Below are 16,363 nucleotides of genomic sequence, written 5' to 3'. Positions count from 1 at the left end.
TGTTGTACCTCTTATTTCGCAGCGTTGATTGGTAGCGTTAGCATATCTGGGGCAAGTTGCTTACGTGCAATGCGTAAAGCTTTATTAATTTGACTGATATTTGTGTCTGGTAAATCTGTGAATTGCTTTGTTTCTTTTTCCCAAATTCCAGCCATTTTTCCGTCTTTAGTCACATACATAAGCTCAAGACGGCCGATACGTAAGAAGTCAACTTCTCGCTCCTGACCCGCGACAGTCAACAATGCAGGGTAAGCTTCAATAGTACGGCCATATTCAACCTCTACCTGATAAGCCTCTAAAACACGACGAAACTTTTCGCTTGAAGTTACGTCTGCGCGCTCCATCATAGCGCGAAGCTTAGCAACACGGTCTTTACGCTCTTCAAGTAAAAATGGCACATCTAACGCTACAAATTGCTCAAGACCCGTCACCATACGTAACATAAGAGGTGTTATTTGACGCTCGATTACTGATACTTGGTCCATTGATGCATTAATGTCAGCCATTTCTGCTAATTGGTTTTTGATTTGTTTGTCTAATTGACCGTTGTAAACCATCAAACCGTCAATTTCTTTATTTAACGTTTTGAATTGTTGTAATTTTGATTGCATTGAATCTGAAATTGAGTCAATTTTTCCCTGAGTTTTTAAAGCAGAGTCATTAATCGCTGCACTTTTTTCAACAACAGGATTTAAAGAATTGGCCTGAACGCCAGTTGCCGTTGCTAAAACACCTGCAAGAAGCAGAGGGTTAATGCACTTCATCGCATACACCTTAGATTGATTGTTATGAAATTGCGTGCAGTTTAAAGAGGTAAAATGACAGTGGTGTTGCGCAAAAAATACAATTTTATTACAGGCGTAACATTTCAGTTTAAAATAAGAGAAGAATTATGATTAAAATAAAATTTGTTTATTTATTTTAACTTTAATTGGAATTTAAAACCCATATTAATAAAGCCCCATAAGGGGCTTTATTATCAATATGTCTTTCTAAATATTTAGACTTTAAACTTTAGAAGCATATCTTCAAGGCTTCGAAATTGCGCCTGTAAGGTTCGACACTCTTCCAAAGTACGATGTAGGTTATCTACTCCTTGCTTACTGATATCACTGATATGGTGAATATCTGAGTCAAGATTATGGATCACATCATTTTGTTGCTGCGTCGCACTTGCAACAGCGTGGTTAACACCATCAATTGCGTCAATCGCAGAAGTTACAGACTGCATTTTATCCCCAGCTGCAGATGCTTTATCAGCACTTTCAGATGAGTCTTTCAATGCTTCAACCATAACTGCGACTGCAGTGCTAGAGCCAAGCTGAAGTTCAGAAATGGTGTTTTCAATTTCTTGAGTAGATTCTTGCGTTCGTTGTGCAAGTTGTCTTACTTCATCAGCAACAACAGCAAAGCCTCGACCGGCTTCACCTGCTCGCGCAGCTTCAATCGCGGCGTTAAGTGCGAGTAAGTTAGTTTGCTCACTAACGCCCTTAATAACTTCTAGCACTTGGCCAATGCTAGCAGAATGCTGATCAAGACTTGTAACTGTGTCCTGAGCTTGAGCCATTTTGTCACTCAAAGATGAAATACCAGAAATGTTAGAATTAAGCACATCTTGGCTATCTGCACTTAGTTTATTCGCTTCTGATGCAAGCTCAGAAGCGTTATGAGCGTTACTGCTAATCTCTTGTGCACTAGATGACAGTTCATTTATTGCAGTTGCTACACTGTCTGTACGTTTAGTCTGATCATTGTATAAAGACAAAGCATCATTAGCTTGTTCATTCATACTCGTAATTGATTGCTGAAGCGTTAAGGTTGATTCCCTAACCTGTTTGATCGAATCATGAATTTTATCGATAAATATATTGAATTGTGTTGATAACTCGCCAAACTCGTCTTCATTTTCACAGCTTAAACGTTGCGTTAAATCCCCCTCTCCTTGAGCGATATCTTTAATTGCATCATTTAATTCTCGGACTGGCTTCATTAAGTATTTAAGCAGCAACTGTAACATCACCACAATCGCAATTACGCCAATAACAAGGTAGATTAAAGCCATATTTCTAAATGAGGAGACAGAGGAATAAGCTATCTCTTTATTAATAACGACCCCTAAGTACCAATTTACATTGTTAATACCTTTCATTGGCACGAATGAAACAAGCTTTTCTACACCGTCCAGTTCCAGTTCAATAAAATCACTTTGCAAAGAGAGCCTTTTACCAAACAGTTCGGACATGGGCTTATCATTCAGATTCGTATTTGGGTGAGATAAAATACGTCCTTCACTATCGAGTAAGAAACCATAACCGAAGCCTAAGAAATCGATTTCGTTAATGATGTCGGTGATCGTGGCCATATCTATATCACCTCCGGCAACAGCACTCAATCTACCATTCTCAAACAGTGGTACTACCGCTGAAATTGTCAGTTCATTGGTTGTCACATCAATATAAGGCGTTGTGAAAGCCGTCGACCTTTTCTGCTCAGCTAATTTATACCAAGGGCGAGAGGTCGCATCGTAATCTGGAGGAAGCTGTATACTCGGATCATCTAATACAAACTTACCATCAGGCATACCTATGTAAGTGTTTTTGAATTCTCCTGCGATATCAGCAGTTTTTAACCTTCTTAGAATGACAGCTTCAGGATCTGTCTGTTGATGCCCCTTGGCAACAGACTCGACTATTTTCAACCTGTCATTTAACCAGTTAGCTATATTTTGGGAAACTGAATTAGATATTTCGTGTAGAACAGCTGTTAACTGTTCTTGGGTTTGGGCACGCATAACAATGAAGTTATTGATGGTAAATAGCCCGAGTATGATCACTAAAACCAAAGAAGCCGCAGCAGTAACTTTGGTAGAAAAACGTAATGATTGGAGCATGGGGATCCTACTTATATTTATATGAACGCAACCTTTGCAACTCTTTTTTAACAAATTTTTTAGTGTTACGCTTTATATATTCGACAAATTCGTCATTTTCTTGAGAAAAATCATGCAAGAACATGTAATTTTTGCAATTGCATATTTAACTACTGTAGGTAAGATTATGCATTTTTGCGAGGCTCTTAATGGTCTTTAAACCTTGTATCATACTAATATTTAGCATTTTGAGCATAAAATCTGCTTACGCGACGTCTTTATTTGACATAAATGAAATTTTAAAAATTGAAGACGAAAAGCAGAAAATAATCGCACTTTCGGAAATTAAACCAGAGTCTATTTCAGATCCAATTGCTGCAAATCAATACTATGTCGAGTACAGTAAGCTTTTAAGCAATCAAGGGAATATCAGAGCCGCAACGCAACTACTGGAAGAACAACTAAATGCACCACGGCACAAATACTCAGCCCGTTACATCGCTCGATTCTATAAAACGTTGTCTGATATTCAGTACCATAATAATGAATATGACTCAGCACGAAGAAACATTAGCTTTGCCATTGAGCATTACAAAAAAGCAAAAAATATAGAATATCTTACTCACGCAATTACTCGACAAGGAAGCATAGAGTTACGAACTAGTAATTATGTAAAAGGGTTAAATTTAGTTAAAGCTTTCGAGCGTGAATACGCGAGCAAACTTACTGAAACAAACTTGTCTTCAATTTATTATTTTTACGGCAGAGCGTATGACCATATAAATGATGTTCAAACTGCGCTGGAATATAAAATCAAAGCACTGGAAATAGAGCAAAAAATTGGAGTAAGTGATAAAAAGCAAGCAAATACACTGTATGGAATTGCAGATTCACTACAGAAAATAGGTCGCAACCAAGAATCTTATCAACGATTTAAGCAAACATTAGAGATTGATAAAAAATATGGCAACAAACAGGACATAGGCCACAGTCTCACTAAACTTGCCTATGTTGCCTTTAAATTAGAGCAGTACGATTTATCTATTGCACATGCAAAGGAAGCAATAGATACCTTCAAGCTTATTAACCATAAGCGTAATCAAGCATGGGCAAAGCATAATATGTCTTTAAGCTTTGCAGCAAAAGGCAATCTCAAACATGCATTGCAACTTGAAAAAGAAAATAAAACCTTCTTGGCGAAGACCAGTGGTGACTACCATATTAAAACTTCAGTATGGAATCACTTAGCCGAGTTACAATTTAAATTAGGTAAACCGAAGCAAGCAATTGAGTTTGCGAAAGAAGCTTTAAACTTCGGAGATAGCAATACATTGAAAGATAGGCGGTTAATCAGTCTAAAATTAATCCATCAAGGGTACGAACAACTCAGTGACTATAAAAATGCCTATGAATATCAAAAGCAAATGGTCGCATTACAAACGGACTTTCATGATAACAATTTCGCACAAAGGCTCGCGTTTCTTCAAAACACCATCGAAGTAAAAGAGAAAGAGCAGATGCTCACAAAAAAAGAGCAAGAAAACCTCAAAATAAGTAGCGCATTAGCACAACATCAAACCCAACAGATGGTTTTTATCTTACTCTTTATCGTATTTGTCACTTTTATTTTTTTGATTTATTTAAATATTAGACAAAAAAAGCGGCTATCTGAACAAGAAACAAAACATCTAAATACCCTACTTGAACAACGAAATAAATTGTTCTCACAGATAGCACATGATTTAAGTAATCCAGTTACAGTAGCAAGTTTACATATTGAGGCAATGCAACACCAAATCGTTGAATGTAAACCCGAAAACCTAAACAAAGTGAATGAAAAGCTTACCGACTTAAAGCAACTTGTAACTGATTTGGCAGGGTTAGCTAAGTTAGAGACAGCAAATTTTACATTGAATACTCAGCAAATTGATTTAAAGAAATTCATTGATGGCATACAGGATGAAATTGTAACTCAGCCTTCTAAACAGAAAATTACTATGGCACTGCAAGACTTAAAGGTGAATACAGCCTATCTTGACCCTATAAGAATTAAGCAGGTTATCGCTAATTTGTATTGTAATTCGCAGAAGTATACTCATGCAAATGGAGAGATTGATTTACAATTTGCTGCTGATGAAAGTGCTTTCAAAATAACAATACAAGATAGTCCACCAACAGTACCAAATGAATATCTAAACAATATTTTTAACCACTTATATCGTGTTCCAAATATGAGTAACACTGAGATACCTGGTCACGGTATTGGTCTATCGATTGTAAGGCAAATAGTGACATTACATAGAGGAGTCATTAAGGCGACACAGAGTGAGTTAGGTGGGCTGAAGATAGAAGTAGAATTACCTATAAAATAATGTATCTTAACAAGAGCTAGGCTAACCCTAGCTTTTGACAATAAAGATTTCCTGTTAGTCACAATCAAAGTCTGGCCATTCAACTATGAAATCTTCAAACTGTTCTTCAACATTTACTTGATTATCGTGAGTTACTCGGCCTTGAATGCTGATCCCCAATTTATTCATCAGTGCTTTGCTGCCACCATTAAGCAGCGGGTGCCAACTTGCCAGACCTCGACCTTCGTGTAAACGTCTATAACTACAACTATTGGGCATAAAGAAAGCCTGCTCCAAATTTTCCTTCGTTAATTTAACGCAAGAAGGTACCAATATTTGTCTTTCAGCATAGCGAGTACAACCACAGCTCACATCATCAATGTATTGGCAGGCAATACTCGAAAATATGAGAGATTCACCCTCTCTCAGTTGGGCAATTACTTCGCCATCATCGTCTTGATCACTATCGATAAATGAGTGCAAACAACACTTACCACAGCCGTCGCAAATACTTTCCCATTCTTGTTCATTCATTTGCGCTAACGTTTTAGTTTGCCAAAAATTATCAATCGTCATTATCGTCTCGAATTAGTACTAACAATGCTAATTTTACTTGATGGAAGTGTAACAAGCAAAAGGCCAGCATTCGCTGGCCTTTTATTCGTTTACGGTGAAAGTCTTTATAACTGAGAACTAACCCAGCTTTTAATTTTCTTTTCTAAAATAGGCATCGGTAACGCACCATCAATCAAAATTTGTGTATGAAATGCTTTGATATCAAATTTATCACCTAATTTTTGTTCAGAATAATCTCGTAATTCTTGGATCTTAAACTGCCCAACTTTATATGACACTGCTTGGCCTGGCCAACCAATATATCGTTCAACTTCAGCTGTTACATCAGATTCGGCCATTGAAGAGTTATCTAACATAAATGTAATGGCTTTTTCGCGACTCCAACCTTTCGCATGCAAACCAGTATCGACAACTAAACGCATGGCTCTTAATTGCTCATCAACTAATCGACCATACCACATTAATGGATCTGTAAATAAACCGAGGTCTTTACCTAAACTTTCAGCGTAAAGTGCCCAGCCTTCAGCAAAAACAGTGTAACCACCAAACTTTCTAAAGCTTGGCAAGCCTGTTACTTCTTGCTGTAAAGCAATTTGAAAATGGTGACCTGGTGCTGCCTCATGAATAGATAAAGTTTCAACTAAGAATTTAGGCTGAGCTTTTAAGTTATGCGCATTGATATAGAAAATACCTGGTCTACTTCCATCAGGTGCAGGCGATGCATATGAAGCGCCGGCAGCTGACTGTGCTCTAAATGCTTCAACAAGTTTAACTTCATAATCTGCTTTTGGTGCAATATCAAATAATAAAGGAACACGTGCATCTATTTTCTTTTTTACTTCTACATAAGCATTGATTAATTCTTCTGCAGATTTGAAATAGAACTGTTCATCTTCTCTCAAAAACTCGAAAAATGCTTGCAAGTCCCCTTTGAAGTTAAGCTGTTCTTTGACCCATTCCATTTCCTTTCTGATACGCGCTACTTCACTTAAACCGATTTGATGTATCTCATCAGCACTCATATCTAAAGTTGTGTGGTTTGCAATTTGATACTCATACCAAGCTTTACCATTTGGTAATGCACTGTAACCAACAGAGTCACGGCTATTTGGTAAATATTCTTCATTTAGAAATGATGCCATTTTCTTATAAGCGGGTACTAAGGTATTCAATACCATATTCTTATACTTTGCAGTTAACTCAGCCTTTTCTTCATTGCTAAAAGACTCTGGAAAGTTATTGATCGGCCCCCAAAAAACAGATTTTGTTTCATCAGTAACTATGTGTGCTTCAAATTGTGGAATTAACTTTGTGGTCAGTGATTTAGGTAAAACTACACCATTACGGATACCTGCTCGCATGTTATTTTCTATGCCACTTAGCCAATTCACGAACCCATCTGCTCTGCCAATAAAGTTATTATAGTCTTCAACAGTTCTGAATGGCTGAGCACTTTGACCAGAACCTAACCCTGCAAACACATTATGCAAGCCAGACATTTGGTTTATCGGCATCATATAACTTGGGAATTCAAAGCCGCGCTTTGAAAAAGCAAGGTCGCGCTTCAATATTTCAAAGCTCAGTAAAGCTTGGCCGGAAAGTTGGCTACTATCAATTTTAGATAGTTTATTTTCAAATTGTGATAACAAAGATTTATAAGTTTTTAAGCTTTCTTTTGTTGTCGCTGTGTCGAACTTATCATTAACGCCTTCCTTACCAATAAAAGTACCTGATGTTGGGCTCAACTCAACCATAGCATTGAAGAAATCTTCACTGATTTGATTTACAAGCTCGTTTTGATTAATTTGAATTTGCTGTTCACTTACTGAAGTATTTTCATTGTTGGTTGTATTACAACCAACAAGCGACAGTGCAATTGCTGCAGCGACGAGAGAGTGTTTAAGCATAATTTATCCTTTTGTGTGTTTACGTTAGTTTGCCAGAGCTTGCTAGAAAAACCATATGTAAGTTTTAGAATAAACTATTTGTTACACTTTTAGAGGAAAAATAATATGGATCCCTAAGCCACCTAGCTCACTATTTGAGGCGAAAATCTCACCATTACATGATTCGATGATCCTCTTGCATAAACTAAGACCGACCCCTTTATGATTACCTTCACTATTTCTAGCATCATCTAAACGAACTAAAGGGTTAAAAATTTGCTCAAACACATCGTCATTTAGGCTATCACCTGAGTTATCAATACTGACTATTAATGAGTCTTCATCATTATCAAGATGAACACTAATACGAACATCATTACCACCATGACTAATTGCATTTTGGCAACATTCTTCAAGTACAATTTTGAACCCTTCGGAATCATAATCGATTAGCCTTTGTAAATTAGATGGCGAATACGAAAGTAATTCAGGACGTTCAATGTTCAAAAGAGATTTATCGATTTCTATATCATAAGTGGCATTAATAATGTCTTTAACTTTTTGAGTCTTGATATTTGAATTTTTATACACTTGCCCGCTTGGTGTTACTTGCGTTAAATCATCTATAAATTCATTTAGCTCGTTAATCTTCTTCATTAACTTGCCATAACTAGAATGCACATTATCAACAATATTATGCTGTAAGGACTCAACTTGGATTTTCATTACCGTTAAAGGTGTTCTAAGTTCGTGAGATAAATCAGCAAATAGCTTTTCTTCTTTTTGCTGTACTGCTTTTATATTGGTAGCTTGCAGTTGTTTTTCAGCACTCAGGTTTTCGTTTAATGAATCAACCTGCTCTTGGAGGTAAGAAACTAATTGATTCTGAACAGATTTATTCTGAACCGCTAAGGCCACGGTAAATAAACTCACCTCAATCAAATAGCCAACTTTGATGTAATCAGACAATGCAAATACAGGAAAAACATTCCCAAAACTCGCGCCAACAATTGTTAGAATATTCAGAAAAAGTACATGATTGAACAAGCTTAAAGAAAATACTCTGATCCCAGGGGCTTTTTGAAACCAACTCCAATACGATGTATATAAAAATAATGGAATTATGAGTGTACTTAGTACTAAATTAAAGAAGACAGTTTCAAACCACAGGGCCACAGGCACAAGCAACACATAGATATAAAGCACTAAACTATAAATTCTATGGGCAAGGACATTGAATTTGCGTAGCTGTAAGAAACTATCAATAAAGAGAAGATGGAAAATCGGAACTGTCGTCATCAATAATATAGAAAATTGACTGGATTCTCCTATCGAAGTTGGCCATATATATTTAGAGGTGAATCCGGCCATATCCATTACAATCAATAAGAAAGTAAAGGTCCACAGCGCATAATAGATATTTGTCTTGTTAGTATTAAAAAATAAATTGACACAAATAATCAATAGTATCGCCATCACAACCCCCGCAATCGCACCATTCACTAAGGTGCTTTGTTGTGACGTTGCCAAATAATCTTGATAGTTATGTAAACGAACATTAGCAGGTGCATTAGCAAATGTCTGATACTCAATAAGTAAGGTTTTACTACTACCACTTTGAAAAGTTAAGGGTATAAATAGAATAGGATCGGAAACAGGACGGTCGTAGAATGATTTTATTGCTGAATGTTCAAACTCTAATTTTAAGTGTTCATCAGAAACATCATATATCTTAAGTGAGGGTAAGCGAGCATAGCCAAACGAAAGGTACCAGTCTGCGCGTTCTGAACTGTTCTTAATTTCAACTTTTAACCATTTACTGTAAGTGGAAATCATTGGCTTTTGTTTAATATCGCTTGCCTCTATCCAGATACTCTCTTTATTTATTTCATCTAAAGAAACTGATTCGTTGTCAGTGTTATAAAAAATCAAACCATGTTCTTTTAATGAATACACAGGTTGGTTCTTTTCAAGCACAAGAGTAGGCGCTGCAAATGCAGAAAATCCTAAAAACAACACTATGCAAAAAAAGATGAAGTAATTAAAACGCATCAAAGCCAATTAAATAGAAATAATAATTCATTACAATTTATGGGGTAACTATGGAGCAAATGTGAATTGTATAAAATTATACACTAGTATTGTTGTAAACAAATGTAAAAGCGATAAAAGCTAACTCATTGTTAAAACGTGGCTAATTTGAATTTAAAACCTATGTCTCATTCTTTTGGTTAATAGAACAGCAGAGTGAAATATTTCTGTAATATTTCTTTGTTTTAATGCCGCTCGAAACAAAAACTTCATGAAAGTGCCATATTTGGCATGAACAAAACGAGAACATTATGAGTGCTTCTAATCAGCAAACACTTTTCAATAAAATCTTAAACTGGGCAGCAATTGCATTCCTAGTTTATTTAGTTTTAGTTGCCGTTGGTACAGTCAGTGGTGGTTTTAAGTTAGCTTCTGGCGGTAGTGAAGGTGCTAAAGAGATTTTCTCATTCGCAACCAACCCATTTGTTGCCTTATTACTTGGTGCCCTTGCAACAGCTTTAGTACAGTCATCTTCAACAGTTACCTCTGTTATTGTTGGTTTAGTTGCTGGTGGTTTACCAATTGGAATCGCAATTCCAATGGTTATGGGAGCAAATATTGGTACTACAATCACCAACACGCTTGTTTCTATCGGTCACATCCGCTCTAAAGAAGAGTTCCAAAGAGCCTTCTCAGCATCTACTGTTCACGACTTCTTCAATTTGCTAGCAGTGCTTATTTTCTTGCCATTAGAGATTATGTTTGGTTTCTTAGAAAAGATTGCATCAAGCCTTGCACATTTATTTGTTGGTGATGCTGATTTATCACTTAAAAGCTATAACTTCATCAAACCACTTGTAAAACCTGCTGTAGGTTTAGTTAAAGATGCTGTTAGTTTCTTAGACGGTAAGGCTGTTGGTATTGCAATGGTTGTAATCGGTATCTTTATGATTTTATTTGCCGTAACAACATTAGGAAAACTATTAAAACAAGCGTTAGTTGGTAAAGCGAAAGATTTACTTCACGGTGCTATCGGTCGTGGCCCAATTGCTGGTATCACTTCAGGTGCAGCCGTTACTATCATGGTTCAATCATCATCTACAACAACTAGCTTAATGATCCCTCTTGCAGGAAGTGGTGTATTTACAACTCGCCAAATTTACCCTTTCACTTTAGGTGCAAACATTGGTACAACGATCACAGCTTTACTTGCCGCTACGTCAATCACAGGTCCTGCAGCACAAGTTGCACTGACTATCGCTTTAGTTCATGTGATGTTTAATGTACTTGCAGTTGCATTAATTTACGGCATTCCAACATTGAGAGAAATTCCTCTGCAACTTGCTGATAAGCTTGCTAAAATTGGCGCAAACAATAAACCAGCCGCGTTAGGGTATGTGTTAGGTTCATTCTTTGTACTACCAGGCTTGATTATGTTCGCAGTTAGATAAAACTGTTTGGTAGCAAAAAAGAGGAGCCCAGCTCCTCTTTTTTGCATTTATTGATCTCCTTCATATTTATTCAATAATTTCCTTGCAATTGAAATCTTCAAAGTCTAAATTGACTTTCAAATTTTACTGAAACTTTCAAAATGATTTTATCTCAGAAACTAGAAAACTTTGTACTGCATTGCGGAGAAATGGGTAGCCGCTGGGGTTTCAACCGAACGATCGGTCAAATGGTTGGTCTGTTGGTTATCAGTGAGCAACCTTTAAGTGCGAATGAAATCGCCGAAGCATTAAGAATTAGCCGCGGTAATGTCAGCATGGGGATCAAAGAATTACAATCATGGCAGCTAGTAAAAGTCATTCATGTGCCTGGCGATCGTAAAGAGTACTACGCACCAAATGGCTCAATCTGGGATTTAGCAAACAAAGTATTCGAAGAAAGAAGAAAAAGAGAAATTGACCCGACACTATCTTTGTTAAGAGACTCTATTATTGAACCTGCTCAATCAAATGAAGAAGCCTATGCGCAATCTCAAATGCAGACAATTCATGACTTACTAGAGACTGTGACTAAATGGTCAGCTGAATTACAAAGACTCTCACCAGAGCAATTGCAAACTCTCATGAAATTAGGCTCTTCGGTTAGTAAAGTAATAGACTTAAAAGATAAGCTTCTTAAGAAATAGTTTCACACTTGCAGGCATTATGCCCAATCAAAAAAGGCAGCGATGAGCTGCCTTTTTTATATCTTTTATTTTAAATCTTTGGATATCCAATTCTATCCGACAAATATCCAACACTTGTCGCAAAATAGTAAGAGCGATTCCAGTGCATTAAAGCCTTGTAGTTATCATAAGCTAAATACATTCTGCCATTAATATCATCAGGCATAACTAAAGCGGCTGAAATATTAACATTAGGTAAGTCACTGCCATCAGCACGACGCAAACCGAGGGCTTGCCAATCTGCTAAGCTTCGCTCCGAATCTTGCCAATACTCTAACCACTGTTTTCTTGTCTTAGTGCCACGCTTAAGTACATATTTATGATCAAAGTTCTCAGGTAACTTTATCTGACGGCCCCAAGTTAAATCATCATTCCAACCAGCTTGCTTTAAATAATTGGCAATTGAAGCAAAAGCGTCTACTTCAGTTGTCCATATATCTTTTCTGCCATCACCATTATAATCAACAGCGTAAGAATTGAATGATGTAGGCATAAATTGCGTCTGCCCCATCGCACCAGCCCAAGAGCCCTTGAACTTATCTAAACTAATATGGCCATCTTTCAATATGTCGAGAGCAGCCCATAACTGTCGTTTGTAAAGTGCTTCACGTCGTCCATCAAAAGCTAAGGTGACAAGTGAGCTAATAACTGGATAACCACCTTGAATTCGTCCGAAATTACTTTCTAAGCCCCATAAAGCGACTATAAACCTTGCTTGAACACCATACTCTTTGGCAATTTTTTCTAGAATAGGTTTATGCTTTTTATAAAGTGCTCTTGCTCTGTCAACTTTCCATTGTGGTACACGCTTCGGTAAGTAAGTTTCTAACGTTTCAACCACTTCAGGTTGATTTTTATCCGCCTTGATCACTTTCTTTTTAAATTTTACTGTTGCAAAAGCTTCATCTATTAAAGATTTTTCATAGCCTTTCTCAGATGCTTCTAATTTGAGTTTAGTTACATATTGATCAAATTTCTCTTGGGTATTTGCAAATACAGAAAAAGACAAACTGGATGCAATTAAAATCGGAACTACGAATTTAGACACTATCAACTCCGTTTTGTTTTTTTAACTCTTCAAGAAGGTTTTCTTCTTTTGGTGGAAGTTGTAAATAAAACCCTTTCTCAGTTAACTCAGACTGAACAAGTTTAATATCGGCAATTCCTAGCTTTTCCCTTTTTGATAAATCAAACATCATCACGTACAAAGGTGTACCGAATGTGTCCATTAAGGGGTCAGGGATTTTGCTAAAATCGTCACGTTTTTCAATGTATAGATAAGTATTGGCTCTTTTTGAGCTCTTGTAGACCGCAGTAAGCATTATAACCCTATAAATTCTTGCTTATATCTTGACAGCACTATAACATGACTAAAAATATAATTGGAAAGTTTAGCGAGCAATGACTCTCATTGGCTTGTCTTTAAATGGCCCTTTGCTTTTTATCAATCGCCTTTCTAATTTTATAAATTGGATAATTATAAGAACTGCGTAATATGTCTGAACAAACATTTGAGTTAAAAGGTAACCTTTTCACTCTCTCTGTATTACATCTATTTTCTGTCGACCTAGCTCAATTACGCAAAGAGCTCGACGAGAAAATCTCTCAAGCACCTAAATTTTTTCAGGGCGCACCTATCGTCGTTAATCTTGCTCAAGTGCAAGAAGAGTCAATTGATTTCTTGATTTTAAAAGATTCACTTAGTGCACTTCAGCTAAACCCTGTTGGAATATGTAATGGCTCAGAGCAACAACAATTAGACGCGAAAGAAGCTAAACTGTCGGTTTTAAATTACAGTCAAGACGTTCAAAAGCCTAAATCAGCATCAACTGAGGTAGTTGAAAAAGAAGTCTATTTACCACCTCAAGTCATACAGTCGACAGTTCGTTCTGGACAACAAATCTATGCAAAAGGTAGAGATTTAATTGTTCTGGGTGCAGTTAGTCACGGTGCTGAAGTCATCGCAGATGGCAACATACACATTTATGGCACTTTGAGAGGCAGAGCAATTGCTGGTGCCTCGGGTGCTCAAGAAGCTGCAATATATTGTCAGCAACTAAAAGCTGAGTTAGTTTCAATCAATGGAAGTTATTGGTTAAGTGAATCACTACAAGGTGAATTCTGGGAACAGCCAGCACAAATTACACAACGCAACGAATCATTAGAAATAACAGCTTTGGTCAAAGGATAATTCAGATGGCAAAAATTATTGTCGTAACTTCAGGTAAAGGTGGTGTAGGTAAAACTACCTCTAGCGCAGCAATTGGTACTGGTCTTGCGCTTAAAGGATACAAAACAGCCATTATTGACTTTGATATTGGCCTGAGAAACCTTGATTTAATCATGGGTTGTGAACGTCGAGTTGTATACGACTTTGTGAACGTGATCAACGGTGAAGCAAATTTAAATCAAGCTTTAATTAAAGATAAGCGTGTAGAGAAACTTTATATTCTTCCTGCATCGCAAACTCGAGATAAAGATGCACTTACTCGTGAAGGTGTTGAAAAAGTCTTAAACGAATTAAAAGAAGAATTTGACTTTATAGTTTGCGATTCGCCTGCTGGTATTGAAGCAGGTGCAATGATGGCACTTTACTTTGCAGATGAAGCTATCGTAACAACGAACCCTGAAGTTTCTTCAGTTCGAGATTCAGATCGTATCCTAGGTATTCTTCAAAGCAAGTCTCGTCGTGCCGAGCAAGGTTTGGAGCCAGTAAAAGAACATTTACTGTTAACACGATACAATCCTGAACGTGTTAACGCTGGAGAAATGCTATCTGTAGAAGATGTTCAAGATATTTTGGCAATTGACTTATTAGGTGTAATTCCAGAGTCAAAAGCAGTACTTAATGCTTCGAACTCAGGCCAACCTGTGATCCTTGATAATGAATCAGATGCAGGCCAAGCTTATTCTGATGCAATTAACCGTTTACTTGGTGAAGTTGTTGATTTCAGATTCTTAGAAGTTGAAAAGAAAGGCTTATTAAAGCGCATATTTGGAGGATAGCATGTCACTTTTAGATTATTTTCGCTCAGAAAAGAAATCGAGCGCGTCGCTGGCTAAAGAGCGCCTTCAAATTATTGTTGCTCATGAACGTTCTAAGCGTGGTACACCTGATTACTTACCGCAATTGAAACAGGATATTCTCGATGTGATCCGTAAATACGTTAAAGTAGATTCTGATGCAGTAAATGTTCAGTTTGAACAAAACGAAGACGATTTAGCTGTATTAGAACTTAACGTCACTTTACCAGACGACGAAAAATCTTAAATAAAGAAAGCCTAGGTTCTAACCTAGGCTTTTTTACAGTAGACAGAATCTAAGTTTTACTGCCATTCAGACAACACATCCTGTAAATACTCCCAGCGCCACGATTTCAATAAGTCAGGTTTAAGCAATAACTTTCTTGTCTCATCATCGTGCTTCCATTTCCAACTTATCAATTGATTGATTTGTTTTTTTGATGCAAAAACATCTGCTGGAATATCAGTTTCCATTGCTACTTTTTTAATTTGGTTTGAAATTTCTTTCGCTGCTTTCTTGTATTGAGGATAGTCTATTAAACGCAACAACTTCTCAGGACAGCTTTCAATATCTATAGACTTCCCCTGCTCTATAGCGTTTAGGATCTCTTTACCTGAACGGTTCACTTCCATTTGCTCAACGCCAGGCACATTCCGTAAAGAAGATAAGTTAGTCGGTCTACGTTTTGCAATCTCAACCATATTTTGTTCTTTTAAAACAAAATTCAATGCCAAATTTTTATTTTTTGCTTTTCTTCGGCGCCAAGGTGCTAATACTTGCAATGTCGCTAAATCTCGAGGCTTCAATTGCCAAGCGTTTTTAATATCTTGATAAAGTAACTCATCTGGTAACTCGTAAGACCGCTTTTCAATAATTAACTGACTTTCTTCTAGTACAATATTGATTAAGTTCTTCTCTGATATTTGTTTATAAATCTCATGAAAACAGGGTAATAAATGAAAAACATCACTGGCAGCATAATCTAGTTGCTTACTAGTTAAAGGGCGTTGCAACCAATTTGTTCTAGACTCACTTTTATCAATGTCTATTTCAAGGATTTGCTTAACCATATTGGCGAAACCGACGCAGTTTCCTTCACCTAATAACTGCAGAGCAAACTGGGTATCGAACATTGGTGTTGGTACAAACCCTGCAAAATTATTAAATACTTCAATGTCTTCCGAGGGCGAATGTAACACTTTAAGAGTATCGTCAGATTTTAGAATTTGCCAAAATGATGAAAAATCTAAATCCACAAGAGGGTCGATCAACGCAAGACTTTGCCCATCATAAACTTGGATAAGTGCGACTTCAGGATATAAAGTGCGACGGCGCATAAACTCTGTATCTAGCGCTAATAATTTTGCATCGGCGATTGCTGCTACAAATTCATCTAATTGTTGTTGCTCTGTAATGACTTGGTACTGCACTTTCACTCCTAAGCACAAATGG

14 protein-coding genes are annotated in these 16,363 nt (G+C 36.9%); 6 read left to right on the top strand and 8 right to left on the bottom strand.

All coding sequences use genetic code 11. The features are described 5' to 3' along the window. Positions 1-11: 11 nt before the first annotated feature. Both ACH784_RS19505 and ACH784_RS19500 read right to left on the bottom strand, forming a co-directional pair. Entirely contained in the window at positions 12-764 is a 753-nt protein-coding gene (locus tag ACH784_RS19505; protein WP_404396876.1) for a DUF3450 domain-containing protein, read from the bottom strand. 236 nt (positions 765-1,000) lie between these two features. Then, positions 1,001-2,890, bottom strand: a complete 1,890-nt coding sequence (locus ACH784_RS19500; protein WP_404396874.1) for a methyl-accepting chemotaxis protein — start codon at positions 2,888-2,890, stop codon at positions 1,001-1,003. A gap of 227 nt (positions 2,891-3,117) precedes the next feature. Here ACH784_RS19500 and ACH784_RS19495 point away from each other — a divergent pair, with 227 nt between their 5' ends. Next, on the top strand, positions 3,118-5,241 hold the full coding sequence (locus ACH784_RS19495) for an ATP-binding protein (protein ID WP_404396872.1): 2,124 nt from the start codon (positions 3,118-3,120) through the stop codon (positions 5,239-5,241). 54 nt (positions 5,242-5,295) lie between these two features. On the opposite strand, the gene ACH784_RS19490 is transcribed toward ACH784_RS19495, so the two are convergent. The 3 genes from ACH784_RS19490 to ACH784_RS19480 form a co-directional block, all read right to left on the bottom strand. Further along, the gene (locus ACH784_RS19490; RefSeq protein WP_404396869.1) at positions 5,296-5,796 is read right to left on the bottom strand and encodes a YcgN family cysteine cluster protein; all 501 of its coding nucleotides are present in this window, start codon (positions 5,794-5,796) and stop codon (positions 5,296-5,298) included. Between the two features lie 104 nt (positions 5,797-5,900). Then, complete coding sequence (locus ACH784_RS19485; RefSeq protein ID WP_404396866.1) at positions 5,901-7,703, bottom strand: DUF885 domain-containing protein; 1,803 nt, start codon at positions 7,701-7,703, stop codon at positions 5,901-5,903. A gap of 81 nt (positions 7,704-7,784) precedes the next feature. Then, positions 7,785-9,734 (bottom strand): 7TM diverse intracellular signaling domain-containing protein, encoded by a 1,950-nt coding sequence (locus tag ACH784_RS19480; protein ID WP_404396864.1) that lies wholly within the window; start codon positions 9,732-9,734, stop codon positions 7,785-7,787. Between the two features lie 290 nt (positions 9,735-10,024). Here ACH784_RS19480 and ACH784_RS19475 point away from each other — a divergent pair, with 290 nt between their 5' ends. After that, complete coding sequence (locus tag ACH784_RS19475; RefSeq protein ID WP_404396861.1) at positions 10,025-11,164, top strand: Na/Pi symporter; 1,140 nt, start codon at positions 10,025-10,027, stop codon at positions 11,162-11,164. 140 nt (positions 11,165-11,304) lie between these two features. Continuing rightward, the gene (locus ACH784_RS19470; protein WP_404396859.1) at positions 11,305-11,847 is read left to right on the top strand and encodes a GbsR/MarR family transcriptional regulator; all 543 of its coding nucleotides are present in this window, start codon (positions 11,305-11,307) and stop codon (positions 11,845-11,847) included. A 70-nt stretch (positions 11,848-11,917) separates the two neighbouring features. Here ACH784_RS19470 and ACH784_RS19465 read toward each other — a convergent pair whose 3' ends face one another. Both ACH784_RS19465 and ACH784_RS19460 read right to left on the bottom strand, forming a co-directional pair. Next, on the bottom strand, positions 11,918-12,934 hold the full coding sequence (locus ACH784_RS19465) for a lytic transglycosylase domain-containing protein (RefSeq protein WP_404396856.1): 1,017 nt from the start codon (positions 12,932-12,934) through the stop codon (positions 11,918-11,920). Next, complete coding sequence (locus ACH784_RS19460; protein WP_404396853.1) at positions 12,927-13,208, bottom strand: YcgL domain-containing protein; 282 nt, start codon at positions 13,206-13,208, stop codon at positions 12,927-12,929. The genes ACH784_RS19465 and ACH784_RS19460 overlap by 8 nt, the downstream gene beginning before the upstream one ends. 173 nt (positions 13,209-13,381) lie before the next feature. On the opposite strand from ACH784_RS19460, the gene minC reads away from it, so the two are divergent. The 3 genes from minC to minE are packed head-to-tail and all read left to right on the top strand — an operon-like array spanning position 13,382 to position 15,157. Next, positions 13,382-14,077: a septum site-determining protein MinC gene (minC, locus tag ACH784_RS19455; protein ID WP_404396850.1), complete on the top strand. Its 696-nt coding sequence runs from the start codon at positions 13,382-13,384 to the stop codon at positions 14,075-14,077. A gap of 5 nt (positions 14,078-14,082) precedes the next feature. Then, positions 14,083-14,892, top strand: a complete 810-nt coding sequence (minD, locus tag ACH784_RS19450; protein ID WP_404396849.1) for a septum site-determining protein MinD — start codon at positions 14,083-14,085, stop codon at positions 14,890-14,892. Position 14,893: 1 nt separating this feature from the next. Then, positions 14,894-15,157, top strand: coding sequence for a cell division topological specificity factor MinE (minE, locus tag ACH784_RS19445; protein ID WP_058032510.1), 264 nt, complete (start codon positions 14,894-14,896; stop codon positions 15,155-15,157). 56 nt (positions 15,158-15,213) lie between these two features. On the opposite strand, the gene rnd is transcribed toward minE, so the two are convergent. After that, entirely contained in the window at positions 15,214-16,341 is a 1,128-nt protein-coding gene (gene rnd, locus ACH784_RS19440; protein ID WP_404396846.1) for a ribonuclease D, read from the bottom strand. Positions 16,342-16,363: the final 22 nt, after the last annotated feature.

This window comes from Pseudoalteromonas phenolica (genome assembly GCF_044788725.1).
GTDB classification, from domain to species: domain Bacteria; phylum Pseudomonadota; class Gammaproteobacteria; order Enterobacterales; family Alteromonadaceae; genus Pseudoalteromonas; species Pseudoalteromonas phenolica_C.
This window is presented reverse-complemented; position numbering and strand designations above follow the sequence as displayed.